We start from the raw sequence: 16,057 nt of genomic DNA on the forward strand, positions 1-16,057 counted from the left end.
TCGGAGCCGCCGTGAGTGCAACCGTCCTGGCCGTGGTGACGGCCGGCTGCAGCGACACATCGGACGACAAGGCGGTGAGCACCACCGGAACACCTGCCGACCCGGCACCGGTGTCGGTGTCGGCTCCCCCGTCGGCTCCGACGGTCGACCCGACCGATCCGCCGTCCTCGTCGCCGACGACGAGGAGACCGCGCAGCAGCCCCCTGGTCACGGAGGAACCGTCACCGTCGTCCACCTTCGGCCCGGCCCCCAGCCAGTTCCGCACCGACCCTTGTGCGCTGCTCACCACCGACCAGATCCGCGCGATCACCGGAATCGAGGTGACCACCGCCGAGTCGCGGGTCCCCGGCACCTGCGCGTTCGACGGTCCGAAGATCTGGGACTCGGCGTCGATATCGGTGTGGATACACGCGCAAGGCCTGTTCAGCGCGGATGAAGCCGCCAAGCTCGAGATCAACGGTGGGCAAGGCGTTCCCGTCCCGGGCCTGCTCGAAGCCGCCTACACCTACGACGGCTCGTCGTTCAACGGGCTCGTCGCGGGACGCGAATACACCGACGGCACCCTCACCATCCGCATCCATGCCCACAAGATTGGCGAGGTCATCCCCCGCGACCAACTGGTGCGACTCGCGCAGGCCGCCATCGCCCACCTGTAGCGGCTCCGGCACGGCCCTCGGCCTTTCACCGACCGTCCGGGGACGGCGTCAGGCCGCGTGCGATCGTGTCCGATCGCGCGTGGTCGTCCCCTGGATCCCGGTGGACGTGAGCCTCGACGGGCATGTGGTTGACACTCCGGACCCGACAGGACGGCCACCCGAGGGGGGATCCCGGGTAGCCGTCCCGTGGCGGCGTTCGGCCGGGCCGGGCCCGTGGGCGCGGTCCGGTCGGCGCGAAGTCCGTCCGCTTCCACCGGACTTCACGGCCGGCGCTACTTCACGTCGTCCATACTCTTGCCCACGTCGGCCAGCGTCACCGGTTTCGCGTAGGCACCGCCGGTGACCTCGAAGGCGGGAGCGTCGCAGCGGTAGGTGCCGCCGGTGTCCGGCTTGAAGTCGGCCTGCTTCCACCCCTGTTCCGTCGCCTGCTGCGGGTTGTAGCACTTCAGCGGACCCGGCGTCGACAGGTCGATGGGGGCCTGGAGGCCTCCGCCGGTCCACGCCTTCTCCGCACGTGCCGCCTCGTACACGCACTTGCGGGTCAACTGGTCACCGCAACTCGCCGCGGACTTGGCGAACAGCATCCACGCCGAGAACGCGCGCAGGCTCGCGAAGTTGGCCTCCGCGCCGGGCTTGTACTTGGCGTACAGGTCCTTGACCTGCTGGACCGCGGGGTTCGAGGCCGCGCTCTCCAACGGGGCGAAGCCCGACAGGTCGACGACGTTGTTCTGGAACGACGCCGACTTGCCCAGGAGTTCGATGAAGTCCGGGGTGTAGGCGTTGCTGTTCGCGTCGATCCAGTCGAGCTTGTAGTTCATCGTCGACAGGACCTGCTCCAACTTGGCCAGATGCTGGTACTGGCCGTAGAACTGGAGGCCCTTGATGCCCTGGTCCTTGATCTTCTGGGCATACGGCGTCCAGTCGGACACGCCCGCGATCGGATACAGGTCGTCGTACGCGATGGTCCCACCGCGCGCCACCACACCCTGCCGGGTCCGCTCGCCGAGGACCCGCGTGATGGGTGAATCGCCGTTGAGCAGGCCGACCTTGCCCTTCGAATCCGGATAGGCCTCGAAGAGCCACTGGTAATAGCCCTGGTACGGGTCGTACTTGCCGTTCTCGCCACCGACCGAGACCTGAAGGTCCGAGGCGATGTTCTCGGGCTGGACGACCTGCGCGGGGAAGGCCGGCAGCAGGCAGGACAGCCGGTCGTTCACCCCCTGGGCGTCCAGTGCGGCCCGCCCGCCGACGACGGCGAAGTCCTCCTTGCAGGCCTCGGACATGCGCGCACGGACCTGCATCATCTGCGTGTCCCGCATGTGCACGACGATCTTGCGGCCGTTGATCCCGCCGGCGGCGTTGCACCAATCGGCGAACACCTTTGCGGCGTCGTCGAATTCGGCCACCTTCGTGAAGCCGATGTCGGTGAACGTCGAGACGTTGATCTCTGTCGCGGTCACGCCTTGCGTGGGTGAACTGGGCGAATTGCCGCCCTGGCACACGTTCTTCAGGTCGCCGAAGTCCCCGGAGGGGGCGACGGTGTTCGCTGTGGCCGGTGAATCCTCGGACTTGTCGCCGTCTCCGCCGCGGTCACTGCATCCGACGGCGAGCAGGGCGACCGCCGCGAGGGCAGCCAAAATGGGTCTCGGTTTCACGGGACTTCCTCCTCGGTGTTGTCCCTGACCATGTGTTGGAACCGAGTAGCAACGTCCTCTCGCAGGGGGGAAGTTAGCTTCCCGCTTCAGGAGAAACAACCTTCCACGGGTAACGAATGCACACTTGTGTATTTGTGCTCAGGTGTGCACGATGACCGGGTGCGGCTCGAACCTGCGCGGCAGCACCGCGCCCGAGACCGGCGGGTGCGGCGGTCCCGGGCCGCCCTGCTCGCGGCGGCGCTGCGCCTCGTCTCCGAACGCGGCACGGCGGCGGTCCCCGCGGGGGATCTCGCCGACGCGGCGGACGTCAGCCGCCGGCTCATCTACCTGCAGTTCGGCGACCGCGAATCCCTGCTCGTCGAGGCCGCCGCCGACCTCATCAGGCGCGATCTGCTGCCGAACGTCTCGGCCGAGGACGACAGTCCCGAACGCGTGCTGGCCATGACCCGGCACTTCGCCCGGCACCGCTCGTTCTACCGCGCCATGCTGACCGGGAGTTGCGCGTTCGCGATGACCAGGACGCTCGGCGACGTGTTCCGCGCCGTCGACGCCAACGCCCTGACGGAGCACTTCGGCGCGCACGACCCGGCCACGCTGGAGGACGTGACCACCTTTGTCGCCGCCGGGATCGCCGCGATCGTCGGGAACTGGCTGATCGAGGCCGAAGACCCCTTGGCGCCCGAGGAGTTGGCCAACCGCATTCTCCACCTCAGCACCGTCTTCGCCAACAGCCGCCGCCTGCCGCCGTCGTCCCCGCCACCCCACCCCAAGCCGGAACCGAACCCGCCCGGGGAAGAACCGGCACCAGACGACCGGTGACCCGGGCCGGGGATTCCTGGGTGGCTCCCTCGCTCCCGACCCTGAGGCCGGCGACACCGAGTCGAACCGCACCCACCCCGGACGCCGCGGGCGCGACCACGGGGCGATCGGGACGGAGATCCACGATCCACCGAGGTACTTCCGGCTCGGGTCACCAGCACGGACACATGCCGCAACGGCCCGGCACGGCAAGCCGGTCGGTCACCCCGCGATCGATCGAAGCGCGGCGGCGGTCCGACGCGGACCGGTGCCGTTGCCCGGGGAAGCGGTCACTCCGCGCGCAACCCTGCGGGCCACCCCCGCATCCCCCGGCCGCGAGCCGCGCCCGCCGCTCGGCGGTGGCCGAGGCGCGGGCGCGGACGCGGGACATGACGCGGGGGCTTTTCCGGAATACCACCAGAGCCCGTTCGAGCGGGGTGGATCGCCGACTCGGGCCGAGCGGTCCACGTGGGCCCCGGGCCGGGGCCGCCGTCGGGGCTCGCGCCGCGTGGTGCGCTACGCCGAGCGCGGCACACGTTCCCACGGGCCGGGCCACCGCACGGCCGCCGCCGACATCCGGTCACGCGCCGCGTCGTGCGCTACGCCGGGGCCGAGGCCCTGCCGGTCCGCGCGCATCGCGGCGGCGGTCCGGTATGGCCGGGCCGCCGCGTCCGCGTGTGGGCCGGTCCGCCGTCACACAGTGGTGAACGCGGTCACGCGCCGCGTCATGCGCTACGCCGGGGCCGAGGCCCTGCCGGTCCGCGCGCATCGCGGCGGCGGTCCGGTGTGGCCGGGCCGCCGCGTCGGCGCGTGGGCCGGTCCGCCGTCACACGGTGGTGAACGCGCGGGCCGGGGTCACGCTCTGGAACAGTTCGGTGGCACCCGTGTCCTCGACGGGGGCCGCGGTCGCGGCGAGGGCCTGGGCCTTGAAGGCGCGGGCCGCGGCGGTCGGCCGGTAGGCCTCCATGCCGCCGATGTCCGCGGCGTGCGCGGCCCGGCGCGTGTCCCACAGGCGGGCGTCGGCGACCACGCCCCGGTCGACCGCCGCGCGCAGCCGCGTCCGCACGCGCTCGTCCGCGTCGTACAGGCTCATCGCGGCGGCCACGACGTCGACGCGCGCGCCCCGGCGCGGGGTGTCGAGCGCCGTGTCCAGGTCCATCGCGGTGGCGCCGAGTATGCGGAGCGCGCGGTCGTCGCCCGGTTCCGCGGTCAGCACGACGACGTCCCAGCCCGCGATCACGTGGTCGAACAACCAGCCGCCCGCGAGCCGGACGACCTCCGCCGCACTCGGCGCCGCGACGGCCAGGCGATACCGCAACCGGCGCCGGGTGATCACGCCGGCCGCCGAGTCGACCGCCCGGAGTCCCGGAACGTCCCGCACCACGTGCTCGAAGGATCGCGAGGCCATGCTGTCTCCATCTCACCGAGATCTCGCCGAATGGCGATGTTCGCCGCTGCCGGTCCGCCCCGCAGGCTTGGTGATGTGTATCCGCTCGTGGTCCCGACGCGTGCCCGCCGCACGCGGCACGCCGCCGCGTACGACCCGCCGATGGCATCGGCCGCGTTCCGTCGCGCCACGGAAACACGTTGGCCTCTCGGCCCGGACACCGCCCCTTCACACCAACCTACTGAAGATAAATTAGGTTGGTTTTCGCCCTGTCACAAGGCTCGTGCGGATCTCATTTCCGACGATCCGAAGCCCGCACACGACTCCCGTGCGACACACCGGCGACACACCGGCGAGACACAACGCGAACGCACGCGCGGACCCTCACGCCACCACACGCCCGGCACAAAGCCGAAAAGCCCGTGCGCTCGTCGCGAACACGCGCTTTCCGCCGGACACCGACGGCGACGCGCCGACTGCGCCCGGTGGAGCCATCATCGCCGGCCAGCCCATTCGTCCTTGTCGGAGGCGGGCTGAACAGCCGATCGCGGGGCCCGCGCCCCGGGCGCGCGGGCGATTGCCGAGGCGAGGGATCTTCCGCATGACAGGGGTCGGAGTCAAACTAATCCGCGTTCGGGACTCCAGAAGCTTCGCTCGACATGAGAACATCATTCTCTCATCTGCAGGGGCGATTCTCTTTTATGGGGTAAGCACGTTCCATCGCTTGAAACGTCCTTCCGTTACCGCGCAGTAAGGTTCACGTATGCCACCAAAGACGAATCCGGCTGCGAGCACGCCGAGCGAGGAACCGGCTTGGAAGCAGCGGGCGGTCGAGCGTTCCACCAAGACCGCGAGGCTTCGGGCCGAGCAGCGCGTGGAGCGGTTCCTCGACGCGGCCCAGGCGCTCATCGCCGAGCGCGGCACGACCGACTTCACCGTGCAGGAGGTCGTCGACCGCTCGCACCAGTCTTTGCGCAGCTTCTACCAGCACTTCAACGGCAAACACGAACTGCTGCTCGCGCTCTTCGAGGACGCGATGCGCCGCTCCGCCGACCAGATCCGGGCCGCCGCGGCCGACCAGGCGAGCCCGCTGGACGGCCTGAAGGTGGCCGTCGAACTCCTGTTTGAGCTGTGCCGCCCCGACCCGACCGTCGACCGCCCCCTGTTCTCCGATTTCGCGCCGCAGTTGCTGATCTCCCACCCGGTCGAGGTGCGCAGCGCCTACGTGCCGATGCTGACGCTGTACACCGAGCTGATGACCGAGGCGGCCGAGGCCGGCCAGGTGCGGCTGAACCTCAAGCCGCGCCGGGCCGCCGCGCTCACGATGCAGACGGCGGTGTTCCTCGCGCGGGCCAGCGGGACGAACGAGGTCGACGCCGTGCATCCGGTCACCGCGGCGGAGATCTGGGAGTTCTGCGCGCGCGGCTTCGCCCGGGTCTGACGACCGGCGAAGCCCCCGCCCCCACCCCCCACGACCCGAAACACCCCGGCCGGCCGCGTCTCGTGCAGGAACGCGGCGGACCGGGGTGTTCGCGCGTACGCGGCCCCTACGGGCGTCCGGCCGGCGGCGCGGTGAGCAGTTCCCACCACGGGTCGAGCTGCGGGACGTCGCCGGTGTCGACCCGGTCGCCCGGCCTCGGCACCACCAGCCGCGTCCCGGTGGCCTTGGCCTCGCGCCGCAGCCGGTCCACCGGCTCACCCCACGGGTGCGGGGCCAGGTTGAAGGTCGCCCAGTGCACCGGGAGAAGGAGTTCGCCGCCGAGGTCGACGTGTGCGGCGATCGCCTCCTCGGGGTTCATGTGGATGTCGGCCCAAATCGGGTTGTACGCACCGATCGGCATGAGCGTGAGGTCGAACGGCCCGTGTGCGGCGCCGATTCCGGCGAAGCCGTCGAAGTAGCCGGAGTCGCCCGCGTAGAACACCCGGCGCTCGGCGCCCGCGACCACCCACGAGCCCCACAGCGTGTCGTTGCGGCGCAGCGTACGGCCGGAGAAGTGGCGGGCCGCGGTCGCGGTGAACGTAAGGCCCGCGACGACCGCCTCTTCCTCCCAGTCGAGTTCGATGATCCGCTCCTCGGGGACCTGCCAGCGCTCCAGGTGCGCGCCGATGCCCAGGGGGACGACGAAGGGGGCGTCGTGGGCGGCGGTGAGGGCGAGGATCGTCGCGCGGTCGAGGTGGTCGTAGTGGTCGTGTGAGATCACGACCGCGTCGACGGCCGGAAGTCCCGCGAGGGGGACGGGAGTCGCGTGCAGGCGCCGGGGGCCGACGAGTTGCGAGGGCGAGACGCGTTCGCTCCACACCGGGTCGAACAGCACGCGCCTGCCTTCGATTTCGACGAGCGTCGTGGCGTGGCCGTACCAGACCGCGCTGACCCCGTCGCGGGACGGCGGCACGAGCGGGGCCGTCACCAGGGGGACGTCGCCCGCGGGCCGGCGCTGGTCGCGGTCGCGCAGCATCTGCGCGAGGATCCGCGGCGCGTCGTCGGGGACGCCGGGCGGGCCCGACGGGACGGAGTTGTGGAAAGCGCCGTCGTGGAACTGGCGCGAGCGGAGCACCCGAGCCAGCCGCTCACCGGACGCCTTGCCGCCCAACTCGGCGGGAATGTCCCGGAGCACCCACCCTGCGGCGGCCAGCGCGATCCCGCCGGCGGTCAATCGGCGCAGTGCTTTTCCTGCCATGCGGAACACTCTCCTCGTTTCGCCGGACGTCGCCTGCGGTGTGGCCGCGGCGCGGACGCGGTCGGCGGGTCGGTTGCGGTCGTGGGTAGGGCGGTCGCGTGCGGCGATCGCGGGGTCGGTGCGTGCGGGCGGCTCGCCCGGGCCGGACGCGGTCGCCGGGTGGGTGCGGTCGCGTGGGGGGCGGATCGCGGGGTTGGTGCGTGCGGGCGTCGGACGGGCGACCGGCCCGGGCGGGGCGCGGACGGCCGTCGGTGTGGCCGCGATCCGGTGGGGCGTGCGCGCCCGTTGCGGGCGGGTCGGGGGGTGGCCGGATCGGATGCCCGGGTCGGGAGCGGCCGGGGTGTGGCCGCGATCAGGCGGGTGGGGGTGGGTCACTTGGAGCGGGCCCGAGGTTGGCGGGCGCCGCGCGGTCGTGCTCGCGGGGGCGGGTCGGGGGTGGATGTGTGTGGGGGCGGTTTGCGTCCGGTGCGCGGTCCGCGGGGTGCGGTGGGGGCGTTCGCCCACAGGGCGCGGGCCCCCGCGCGTACATGGCCGTACGTGCGGGGGCCCGCGGGGCCGCGAGCGAGCGTGTCCAGCGTCGCTCCTCTCCCCCGCCGCCGGGAAGAGCGGGCGGGAGGCGGCCTGGGGGGAACCGGTCGGGGACCGGTTCGAAAGCCGTCGCGTTTCCGGCGGGACGGGTCGGCGTTCCGCCGGAAACGCGGCTTCCGGTGGTCCGGCGCGCGCCCGCGGGTGGCGGGCGGCGCACCGGCCGGGGTCGGACGGTCAGATGCGTACCGGCTCGCGGTCGTGGTCCGGAGGCGGCGGCACCTGCCCGGCGGTCTGGGCGTCGATGTGCTTGTTGAGGCTTTCGCCCTCGACGTCGACGTTCGGCAGGATCCGGTCGAGCCACTTCGGCAGCCACCACGCGGACTTCCCGAGCAGGGCCAGCACCGCAGGGACGAGTGCCATGCGGACGATGAAGGCGTCGAAGAAGACCGCCGCGGCGAGGCCGAAGCCGATCATCTTGATCATCGAGTCGGACGCCCCGATGAAGCCGGAGAAGACCGCGATCATGATGATCGCCGCGGCCGTCACGACCCGGGCGCCGTGCCGGAACCCGCTGACGACGGACTCACGCGGCGACTGTCCGTGGACGAAGGCCTCGCGCATGCCGGTGACGAGGAAGACCTCGTAGTCCATCGCGAGACCGAACACCACACCGACCAGGAAGATCGGCATCATGCTCATGATCGGGCCGGTCGTCTCGACACCGAGCAGTCCGCCGAGCCAGCCCCACTGGAAGACCGCGACCACGGCCCCGAGCGACGCCAGCACCGACAGGAGGAACCCGAGGGCCGCCTTGAGCGGTACCAGGATCGACCGGAACACCGCGATCAGCAGCAGGAACGCCAGGCCGATGACGAGCACCAGGTACGGGATCAGCGCGTCGTCGAGCTTCTGCGAGAAGTCGATGGCCAGCGCCGGGCTGCCGCCGACCAGCGTTTCCGCCCCGGTCTGGGCCTGGACGTCCTTCACGACGCCGCGGATGTCGTGTACGAGCGTCTCGGTCTTGGGGTCACTCGGCTTGGTGGACGGCGTGACCGAGATCGTCGCGGTGTCGTGCGGGTCGTTGAACGCGGGGTCCCCGATCGACGCGACGCTCGGGCCGATCTCCTTCACGCGGTCCCGGACCAGGTCCGCCGCGGCGGTGCCGTCGGCGGCGCTGAGGCCCTGGGTGTCGACGACCAGCAGCAGCGGGCCGTTGAAGCCCGGGCCGAAGCCCTCGGAGAGGACGTCGTACGCCCGGCGCTGCGTCGTGTCGGTCGACTTGGCGCTGTCGTCCGGAAGGCCGAGGTTCATGCTCGCGACCGGGATGGCGACGATGCCCAGGCCGACCACCGTCGCGGCGAGCACGGCGGCCGGGCGGCGGAGCACGAAGCGGGCCCAGCGCGAACCCATGTTGGGCTTCTCCACGCCGTGGCCGACGGGCTCCTGCGCGGAGCGCTTGCGTTCCTTGCGGCCGAAGATGCGCTTTCCGGCGAAGCCGAGGAGCGCCGGGACGAAGGTGAGCGCGACGAGCACCGCGATGACGACGGTGAACGCCGCCGCGAGGCCCATCTCGGTGAGCATCGGGATGTTCACCACGGCCAGGCCGGCCAGCGCGATGACCACGGTGAGGCCGGCGAAGACCACCGCGGATCCCGCGGTGCCGACCGCGCGGCCGGCGGCTTCCTCCGGCTCGCGGCCCAGCCGCAGCTCGGATCGGTAGCGGGAGACGATGAACAGCGCGTAGTCGATGCCGACCGCGAGGCCGATCATCATCGCCAGCGTGGACGTGCTCTCCGAGAGGTCGAAGATGCCGGCGACCGCGGTGATGCCGGCGATGCCGACGCCGACGCCGAGGATCGCGGTCAGCAGCGGGAGCCCGGCGGCGATCATCGCGCCGAAGGTGATGGCGAGGACGACCGCGGCGATCGCGACACCGATGATCTCGCCGTTGCCGACGCTCATCTCCGCTTCGAGCGCGTCACCGCCCACCTCGACGGTGAGTCCGGCGGCCTCGCCCTGGCCCACGGCCGCTTCGAGGGTGTCCCGCGTCGAGTCCTTGAGGACGTCGGCGCCGACGGTGTACTCGACCGTGGCGTACGCGACCGAGCCGTCGTCACTGACGGTGGCCTCGGAGAACGGGTCGGAGATGCTGGCGACCTCCGCGGTGTTCTGCAGCGCGCCGATGGTCTTGTCGACGGCCGCCTTGTTCTGCGGTGCGTCGATCGGCATGCCGTTCTTGGCCTCGAAGACGACGCGCGCGACGGCACCGCCGCCCCCGGAGTCGGGGCTGCGCTCGTCGAGAAGGTCTATCGCCTTCTGCGCTTCGATGCCGGGGATCGAGAACGGCTTGGTCGCGGGCTTCGAGGCGGTGGCCGCTCCCACTCCCACGGCGACGAGAACCGCCACCCACAGGAGGAGGAACAGGCGCCTTCGGCGGAACGCGGTCCGTCCGAGTCGGTACAGCAAGGTGGCCATGAGGCGGGACTCCGGGTCGGTCGAGGACTGAACGGGCGTGCGGGACCGGCCCTGGGCAGGCAACACCTGCCGGGCGGAACGCGGAGATCGACGCACCGGACAAAAGTGTCGGGATCACGCCGAAGAGTGACAGGACGGGATAGGTCGGGCTAAGGCAGACCGATAGTCGTCACGGCATACGGTGAAACCGGCGGCACGGACGCGGTGTTCCGCCCGCGCACCCCACCGAGACGAAGGTCACGCAGAACAACGTCTGCCGCGCGATCGGGCATGCGACGGACGCCGGCGGCTCGCCGGACAGGCGTCGGTGGTGCCGAATCGAACGGACGGCTGGTGCATTCTGCGGGTCTCCTGGTTTTCCGAGTGGCCGGCCTGTCGCCGGCGCAAGCGCGGGTGATGTTTTGACTATCAAAAGTATGGCTGACCGGCACCCGAGGAATGTCCTCCACAAGGTCCGACGTCCCGTACTACGTGGGGCGTAGCCCTCCGGCTCGGGCACTACCCCATGTGCACCTGCCGTTTACTTCCCAGGGTCGGTGGCCCGCGTGCGGCGCCGCCGCGGGTGTGCTCGCCCCGCCGATCGCACCCGACGTCCGACTCCGGCAATCATCCGTTAACGTGCACCGGCCGACGGCTCATCGAGGACGCCCGGGCGCAGCGTACGCAGTCGCGCACGGTCGGCGATCACATCGTACGCGGTGATCCGGTCGCCTTCGATCGTGAACGCGACGGCGAGCACGAGCCGGCCGTGCGGCGCCACGAGCAGACCGACGGCGCCGTCCACCAGGGCGATTTCGGCGGCCCTCGACCGGTGCGCGAACGCGAGCGTCCCCTCCGCGACCGCTCGGGCGCCGCGGACCTCGCGGGGCGCGCCCGGCGGCAGCGCGGCGGGGTCGGCGCGGCGTACGACGTCCGGGGCGAGGACGGCGAGCACCCCGGTGAGGTCGCCGGCCCGGGCCGCGTCGAGGAAGGCCGCGACGATCGTGCGGTGCCGGGCCAGTTCGGCGGCGGGCAGCACGGGGGTGCCGCGCACCTTGTGGCGCGCGCGGCTGGCGAGTTTCTTCGCGGTCGACGGCGACCGCCCGACCAGCGGGGCGATCTGCTCGAACGGCACGGCGAACATGTCGTGCAGGACGAACGCGACGCGCTCGGCGGGGGCGAGTGTGTCCAACACCACGAGCAGCGCGCGGCTCACCGAGTCGGCCAGCAACGCCTGTTCCTCGGGGCGGGCGCCCGGTCCCGGGTCCGGGACGCGGTCGAATTCCTCCGCGTCGGCGGGCTCCTCGCGGCGCGTCCCGCGTGAGCGCAGCATGTCGAGGCAGATGCGCGTCACGACGGTGCGCAGCCACCCGGGCAGGTTGTCGACCCCGTCGGCGTCGGACCGGCCGAGGCGGATCCACGCCTCCTGGACGGCGTCCTCGGCCTCGTCGCGCGAGCCGAGGAGGCGATAGGCGACCGCGCGCAGCATGCCGCGCTGCGCCTCGAAGAGTTCCGCCAGGACGTCGTGCTCGTTGCCCGCGTTCACCGGTCACCTTTCCTCGCCGTGCCCCGTCACCGGTGATGACGTATTCGAGGGTGACGACGTGACGGGAGACTTCCCATGACCGGATTGCTTCATCTCGATTCCGCTGCCGACCGGTCGGGCGGTTCGGTCAGCCGGCGGCTGACCGCGTTGTTCGCGCGGACGTGGCGGTCGGTGCACGGCGCCTCCGGCTACCGGTACCGCGACCTGGTCGCGGATCCGGTGCCGCCGCTGGACAGCGGCTACTGCGCGCTCGGCCGGCGGCTGGAGCGCCGGGGCCTCGTCCCGCCGTCGGCGGTGGCCGACGCGGCGGTCGGCCCCGACGAGGCCGCGCAGTGGGCGGCCACGCTTCCGCTGATCGAGGAACTGCTCGCCGCGGATACGGTGCTCATCGGGGCGCCGATGTACAACTTCTCGGTGCCCGCGGCCCTGAAGGCGTGGATCGACCGGGTGGGTTTTCCGGGCGCGTTCGTCGATCCGGACACCGGTCGGAGCCTGCTGCGCGCCACGCGGCTGGTCGTGGTCGCGACGCGCGGGGGTGCGTACGGGCCCGGTACGCCGCGCGAGGCGTGGGACTTCCAAATCCCGTGGCTCCGGGCGTTCTTCGGGGACCGCGGGGTGACGGCGGAGCACATGCACTTCGTCACCGCGGAGATGACGATGGCCGAACTCGTGCCGCATCTGGAGCGGTTCCGGCCGCTGGCGGAGGACTCGCTGGAGGCGGCGCGGGCCGCCGTGGTCGCGCTGGCCTCGGCGCGGGCGGAGGACGAGCCGGGGGTCCGGGTGGACGCGCCGGGGCGGTGACGGGCGGGCGGCGCACGTCGGCCTCGGCAAACGGGCCGTTCGCGCCCGGGATTTCGGCCGACGGCCACGCGATGTCCGCTTCCCGGCAACGGAGTTCGCGGAGAATGCCCGGGACGGCGCCGTCGGTGACGGGCCCCCGGCCAGCGCGGGTGCGGAGGCGGGCGGACGTTCGGGAGAGTCCGTCGCGCGCCGCGGTCGCGTCGTGCGGACATGATGGCCCGTCACCGGGGCAAGATGGCGCAGGATTTGTTTGCCCCGTTCCCACGGCGCCCGTCGAGGCGCCGGTGAGGCCGACGAGCGAAGGGATGGCCGGTATGGCCGAGACCAAGACGGACACCGGGACGACGCGTGGCGCTTCCCCCGCCGCGTCAGGGGGTGCGGAGGTCGCCGTCGCGGACGAGGCGTTCGCGCTCGACACCGTCGCGCCGCTCGCGGTGGCGGCGGAGCGCGGCCACACGCGCATCGCCGATGGTGTCGTCGCCAAGATCGCCGGCCTCGCGGCGCGCGACACGGCCGGTGTGCACGCGCTCGGCCGGGGGACGGCACGCGCGTTCGGCGCGGTCCGCGAGCGCATCCCGGGGGCGAAGCCCAATGTGGCGCAGGGGGTGAGCGTCGAGGTGGGGACGCGGCAGTGCGCCGTCGACGTGGCCTTGGTGGTCGACTACGGCGTCCCGATCGCGGAACTCGCGGCCGAGGTGCGCGACAACATCATCACCGCGCTGGAGGGCATGACCGGCCTGGAGGTCGTGGCGGTCGACATCGCGGTCGACGACATCCACATCGGCGACGACCGTGACGAGCGCCGCGTCGAATAGCGCGTCCGTACCGGAACCGTCACGTCGATTTCACATCGCGCGTGACGGGCGTCACGCCGAGCGGCGGCGGGCGGTCGAACCGTTGCGCGATACACGCGTCCGCGCATAACGTCCTTGCCGACCGCCGCGCCGCCGCAGGCGCCTGAGAGCACCGGGAGCAGCCCAGTGGGTGTCCACGACTTCGAGATCACCGGCGCCGACGGCGCCAAGCGTTCGCTGCGCGACTACGACGGCAAGGTGCTGCTCATCGTCAATGTCGCCAGCAAGTGCGGGCTGACGCCGCAGTACGAGGGCCTGGAGGCGCTGAACCAGGCGACGAAGGACCGCGGCGTGCAGGTTCTCGGGTTCCCCTGCAACCAGTTCGCGGGGCAGGAGCCGGGGACGAACGAGGAGATCCAGGACTTCTGCTCGACGTCGTACGGCGTGACCTTCCCCGTCCTGGCCAAGATCGACGTCAACGGCCCGGACGCGGACCCGCTGTTCGTGCACCTGCGCGGCGAGGCCCCGGGCGACTTCGGACCGGACAACGGCTTCCTGTTCGAGCACGTGCGGAAGACCCGCCCCGAGGCCATCGGCACCGACGAAGTGAAGTGGAACTTCACGAAGTTCCTCGTCGGCCGCGACGGCGCCGTGCTGCGGCGCTACGAGCCGACCGTCACGCCGGACGAAATCCGTGCGGACCTGGAGGAGTTGCTGGCCTGACGTCGCGGCCGGTCCGCGCGCATCCGTCCGCCCCGAGGCGATCGCCTCGGGGCGGACGCACGTGCCGGGGCACACTCTCGGGCACGGGATGCGTAAATGTCGTCGCGCTGGGCCACAATTCCCGCGTGCGGCAATGCCGGGGGCGGCGGTGAGGAGCGGGGTGCGCGACGGTACGGGATTCGCCGCACGCGGTGCGTCGCTGCGACCGGGCGGCCTGCACGACCTGCGCACGGGGCCGATGCCCTCGGTGCTGCGGTACGGGGCGTCCGACCTGCTGGTGGTCACGGGTCTTCCGGGGGCGGGCAAGAGCACGCTGATGGCCCGTTGCGCGCACGCGCCGCTGGTCGACTCGCAGCATGTGCGCGAGAAGTACCAGGAACGGCTGCCCTCGTGGCTGCCGTATCCGGCGTTCCGGCCGCTGGTCCGGGGCACGCATTACCTGGGCCTGGTCGGCGCGATGCGCGCGGGCGGGCCGCTGGTGATCCACGACTGCGGAACCGTTCCGGCGGTGCGCTCGTGGGTCGTGCGCGCGGCGCGGCGCCAGAACCGGGGCTTACACCTGTTGTTCATCGACGCGGACCCGGTCGACGCGCGCGCCGGGCAGCTCGCGCGCGGACGTGCGTTACCCGTCCGGCAGTTCGACCGGCACCGCGTCGTCGCGCAGCGGACCCGGGAGCGCCTGTCCGGGGCGTCCGGGCCGCCGCCGGGCTGGAGTTCGGCCGTGCTGGTCAGCCGCGCGGGCGCGCGGTACGTGGAGGCCATCACGTTCGGTACGGCACCGCGGGTTTCCGCCGGGCCGCCGAAGTGACGTGCCCCGTCCCGGCGTCGCTGCGGCCGAAGCGGTGCCCGTTGCCTGGGGGCGAGAAGACCCGCCGGGGAACTGGGAATGTCACTCTTCCGGCTTGCACCTGTCGATTTGCGTGACGAGGGCGCCGCGCCTGAGGGCACAATGCGTTCATGTCCGATGACGCTCGGGAACTTCCGGACCATCCTTTGTCGGTCCGTGTCACGCTGCCAGGGCATCCGGTGGCGGCTGCGCAGGAGGCGGACGCGGTCGACGCCGCCCGCCACTTCGGGCACTTCGTGATCCGCGGACCGGTGTTCGGGCTCGGTGCCCGGCACGCCGGCGAGCGCGGGTGGCGGGTGCTGACACCGATCACCGACGGCTGCGCGCAGGAGACCCGCGACGGCCTCAACTCGCGCCTGTGGTTCCGGGCCAAGGACGGCACCGACGACCCCGCCGAACGCCGGGAGTTGCTGGCCGCGGTCGCGCGCCTGGAGACGGAGCGCGTCGACGACCTGTCCGTGCTGGGTGTGCGGTACCGGGTCGTGCGTGGCGACGAGTTCGCGTACCTGGACGACGACGGGCTCGAACGGCCGCGCCCGACGGATCCCGAACCGGCGGACGCGTCCTGGTCGTTCGACGCCGAGGGTCCCGGCCTCGACACGGGGTTCGTGATCGACCACGCCGCGCCGATCACCCCGATGCAGGGCGCCGAGCGCGCGGCGATGCGCACGCTGCACTACCGCGCGTCGAGCTACCCCGACGACGTACGCGCCGATTCCGGGCGCGCGCTGACGACGCACCCCGGCGTGATCCTGCTGCCGCCGGCGTTCTGCGTCGTGGAGGAGACCGACCACGGGTGGGAGCCGGTCGGGCCGCTCAAGGCCACGCCGCACTGCGCGCGGCGCACGCTGGACTACCTGCTGACCGAGGCGTGGCCGAAGATGCGCGGGACCACCGGTGCCGCACTCGACCGCCACCGGGAGGCCGCCGCCCGGTTCCGGGCCGCCGGGCGGTCGAACCGCCTCGATATCGACGACCACCGGTACCGCATCGCCCGCATCAGCCGCCTGGTGCGCGTGGGTCCCGACGGCCCCGAATCCCCGAGGCCGTCCGACTACGACGCGTATCCGCCCATGAAAATGCACCCGACCATGGACGAATACGGCACGATCACCTATAACGACGAGGACGACGACGATGAGCACCCCCGGGATTGACTCCCGGATTTCCACGGTCGTGGGGCCCGCCTG

General features: G+C 71.9%; 13 protein-coding genes. 8 read left to right on the forward strand and 5 right to left on the reverse strand.

From position 1 onward, the window contains the following. Nucleotides 1–11: 11 nt before the first annotated feature. Nucleotides 12–656 (forward strand): hypothetical protein, encoded by a 645-nt coding sequence (locus LO772_RS03705; RefSeq protein ID WP_231776891.1) that lies wholly within the window; start codon nt 12–14, stop codon nt 654–656. 272 nt (nt 657–928) lie between these two features. Here the strand turns inward: LO772_RS03705 and LO772_RS03710 are convergent, their stop codons facing one another. After that, nucleotides 929–2,311 carry an ABC transporter substrate-binding protein gene (locus tag LO772_RS03710; protein ID WP_231776892.1) on the reverse strand — a complete coding sequence of 461 codons (1,383 nt, stop codon included), beginning with the start codon at nt 2,309–2,311 and terminating at the stop codon, nt 929–931. Between the two features lie 159 nt (nt 2,312–2,470). Between LO772_RS03710 and LO772_RS03715 the strand changes: the two genes are divergently transcribed. Continuing rightward, entirely contained in the window at nt 2,471–3,130 is a 660-nt protein-coding gene (locus LO772_RS03715; protein WP_231776893.1) for a TetR family transcriptional regulator, read from the forward strand. 805 nt (nt 3,131–3,935) lie between these two features. Here the strand turns inward: LO772_RS03715 and LO772_RS03720 are convergent. After that, nucleotides 3,936–4,517 (reverse strand): hypothetical protein, encoded by a 582-nt coding sequence (locus LO772_RS03720; protein WP_231776894.1) that lies wholly within the window; start codon nt 4,515–4,517, stop codon nt 3,936–3,938. A 742-nt stretch (nt 4,518–5,259) separates the two neighbouring features. On the opposite strand from LO772_RS03720, the gene LO772_RS03725 reads away from it, so the two are divergent. Next, nucleotides 5,260–5,937: a TetR/AcrR family transcriptional regulator gene (locus LO772_RS03725; protein ID WP_231776895.1), complete on the forward strand. Its 678-nt coding sequence runs from the start codon at nt 5,260–5,262 to the stop codon at nt 5,935–5,937. Nucleotides 5,938–6,043: 106 nt separating this feature from the next. On the opposite strand, the gene LO772_RS03730 is transcribed toward LO772_RS03725, so the two are convergent. From LO772_RS03730 to LO772_RS03740, 3 genes are all read right to left on the reverse strand, one after another. Continuing rightward, nucleotides 6,044–7,174 (reverse strand): MBL fold metallo-hydrolase, encoded by a 1,131-nt coding sequence (locus LO772_RS03730; protein WP_231776896.1) that lies wholly within the window; start codon nt 7,172–7,174, stop codon nt 6,044–6,046. A 762-nt stretch (nt 7,175–7,936) separates the two neighbouring features. Beyond that, the gene (locus tag LO772_RS03735; protein ID WP_231776897.1) at nt 7,937–10,177 is read right to left on the reverse strand and encodes an MMPL family transporter; all 2,241 of its coding nucleotides are present in this window, start codon (nt 10,175–10,177) and stop codon (nt 7,937–7,939) included. 613 nt (nt 10,178–10,790) lie between these two features. Then, complete coding sequence (locus tag LO772_RS03740; RefSeq protein WP_443089364.1) at nt 10,791–11,702, reverse strand: sigma-70 family RNA polymerase sigma factor; 912 nt, start codon at nt 11,700–11,702, stop codon at nt 10,791–10,793. A 75-nt stretch (nt 11,703–11,777) separates the two neighbouring features. On the opposite strand from LO772_RS03740, the gene LO772_RS03745 reads away from it, so the two are divergent. The 5 genes from LO772_RS03745 (at nt 11,778) to LO772_RS03765 (ending at nt 16,024) form a co-directional block, all read left to right on the forward strand. Continuing rightward, nucleotides 11,778–12,503 carry an FMN-dependent NADH-azoreductase gene (locus tag LO772_RS03745; RefSeq protein WP_231776898.1) on the forward strand — a complete coding sequence of 242 codons (726 nt, stop codon included), beginning with the start codon at nt 11,778–11,780 and terminating at the stop codon, nt 12,501–12,503. Between the two features lie 314 nt (nt 12,504–12,817). Continuing rightward, a complete protein-coding gene (locus LO772_RS03750) occupies nt 12,818–13,318 on the forward strand; it encodes an Asp23/Gls24 family envelope stress response protein (protein WP_231776899.1) in 501 nt (166 codons plus the stop codon). 165 nt (nt 13,319–13,483) lie between these two features. Further along, a complete protein-coding gene (locus LO772_RS03755) occupies nt 13,484–14,020 on the forward strand; it encodes a glutathione peroxidase (protein ID WP_231776900.1) in 537 nt (178 codons plus the stop codon). Between the two features lie 160 nt (nt 14,021–14,180). Then, nucleotides 14,181–14,828, forward strand: coding sequence for an AAA family ATPase (locus LO772_RS03760; RefSeq protein ID WP_231776901.1), 648 nt, complete (start codon nt 14,181–14,183; stop codon nt 14,826–14,828). Nucleotides 14,829–14,977: 149 nt separating this feature from the next. After that, complete coding sequence (locus LO772_RS03765; RefSeq protein WP_231776902.1) at nt 14,978–16,024, forward strand: DUF5954 family protein; 1,047 nt, start codon at nt 14,978–14,980, stop codon at nt 16,022–16,024. Nucleotides 16,025–16,057: the final 33 nt, after the last annotated feature.

This window comes from Yinghuangia sp. ASG 101 (assembly GCF_021165735.1).
Classification (GTDB): Bacteria; Actinomycetota; Actinomycetes; order Streptomycetales; family Streptomycetaceae; genus Yinghuangia.

Coding starts and splice junctions, on each gene's coding strand:
- LO772_RS03765 (WP_231776902.1), top strand. CDS start 14,978: ATGTCCGATGACGCTCGGGAACTTCCGGACCATCCTTTGTCGGTCCGT.
- LO772_RS03750 (WP_231776899.1), top strand. CDS start 12,818: ATGGCCGAGACCAAGACGGACACCGGGACGACGCGTGGCGCTTCCCCC.
- LO772_RS03730 (WP_231776896.1), bottom strand. CDS start 7,174: ATGGCAGGAAAAGCACTGCGCCGATTGACCGCCGGCGGGATCGCGCTG.
- LO772_RS03735 (WP_231776897.1), bottom strand. CDS start 10,177: ATGGCCACCTTGCTGTACCGACTCGGACGGACCGCGTTCCGCCGAAGG.
- LO772_RS03720 (WP_231776894.1), bottom strand. CDS start 4,517: ATGGCCTCGCGATCCTTCGAGCACGTGGTGCGGGACGTTCCGGGACTC.
- LO772_RS03745 (WP_231776898.1), top strand. CDS start 11,778: ATGACCGGATTGCTTCATCTCGATTCCGCTGCCGACCGGTCGGGCGGT.
- LO772_RS03725 (WP_231776895.1), top strand. CDS start 5,260: ATGCCACCAAAGACGAATCCGGCTGCGAGCACGCCGAGCGAGGAACCG.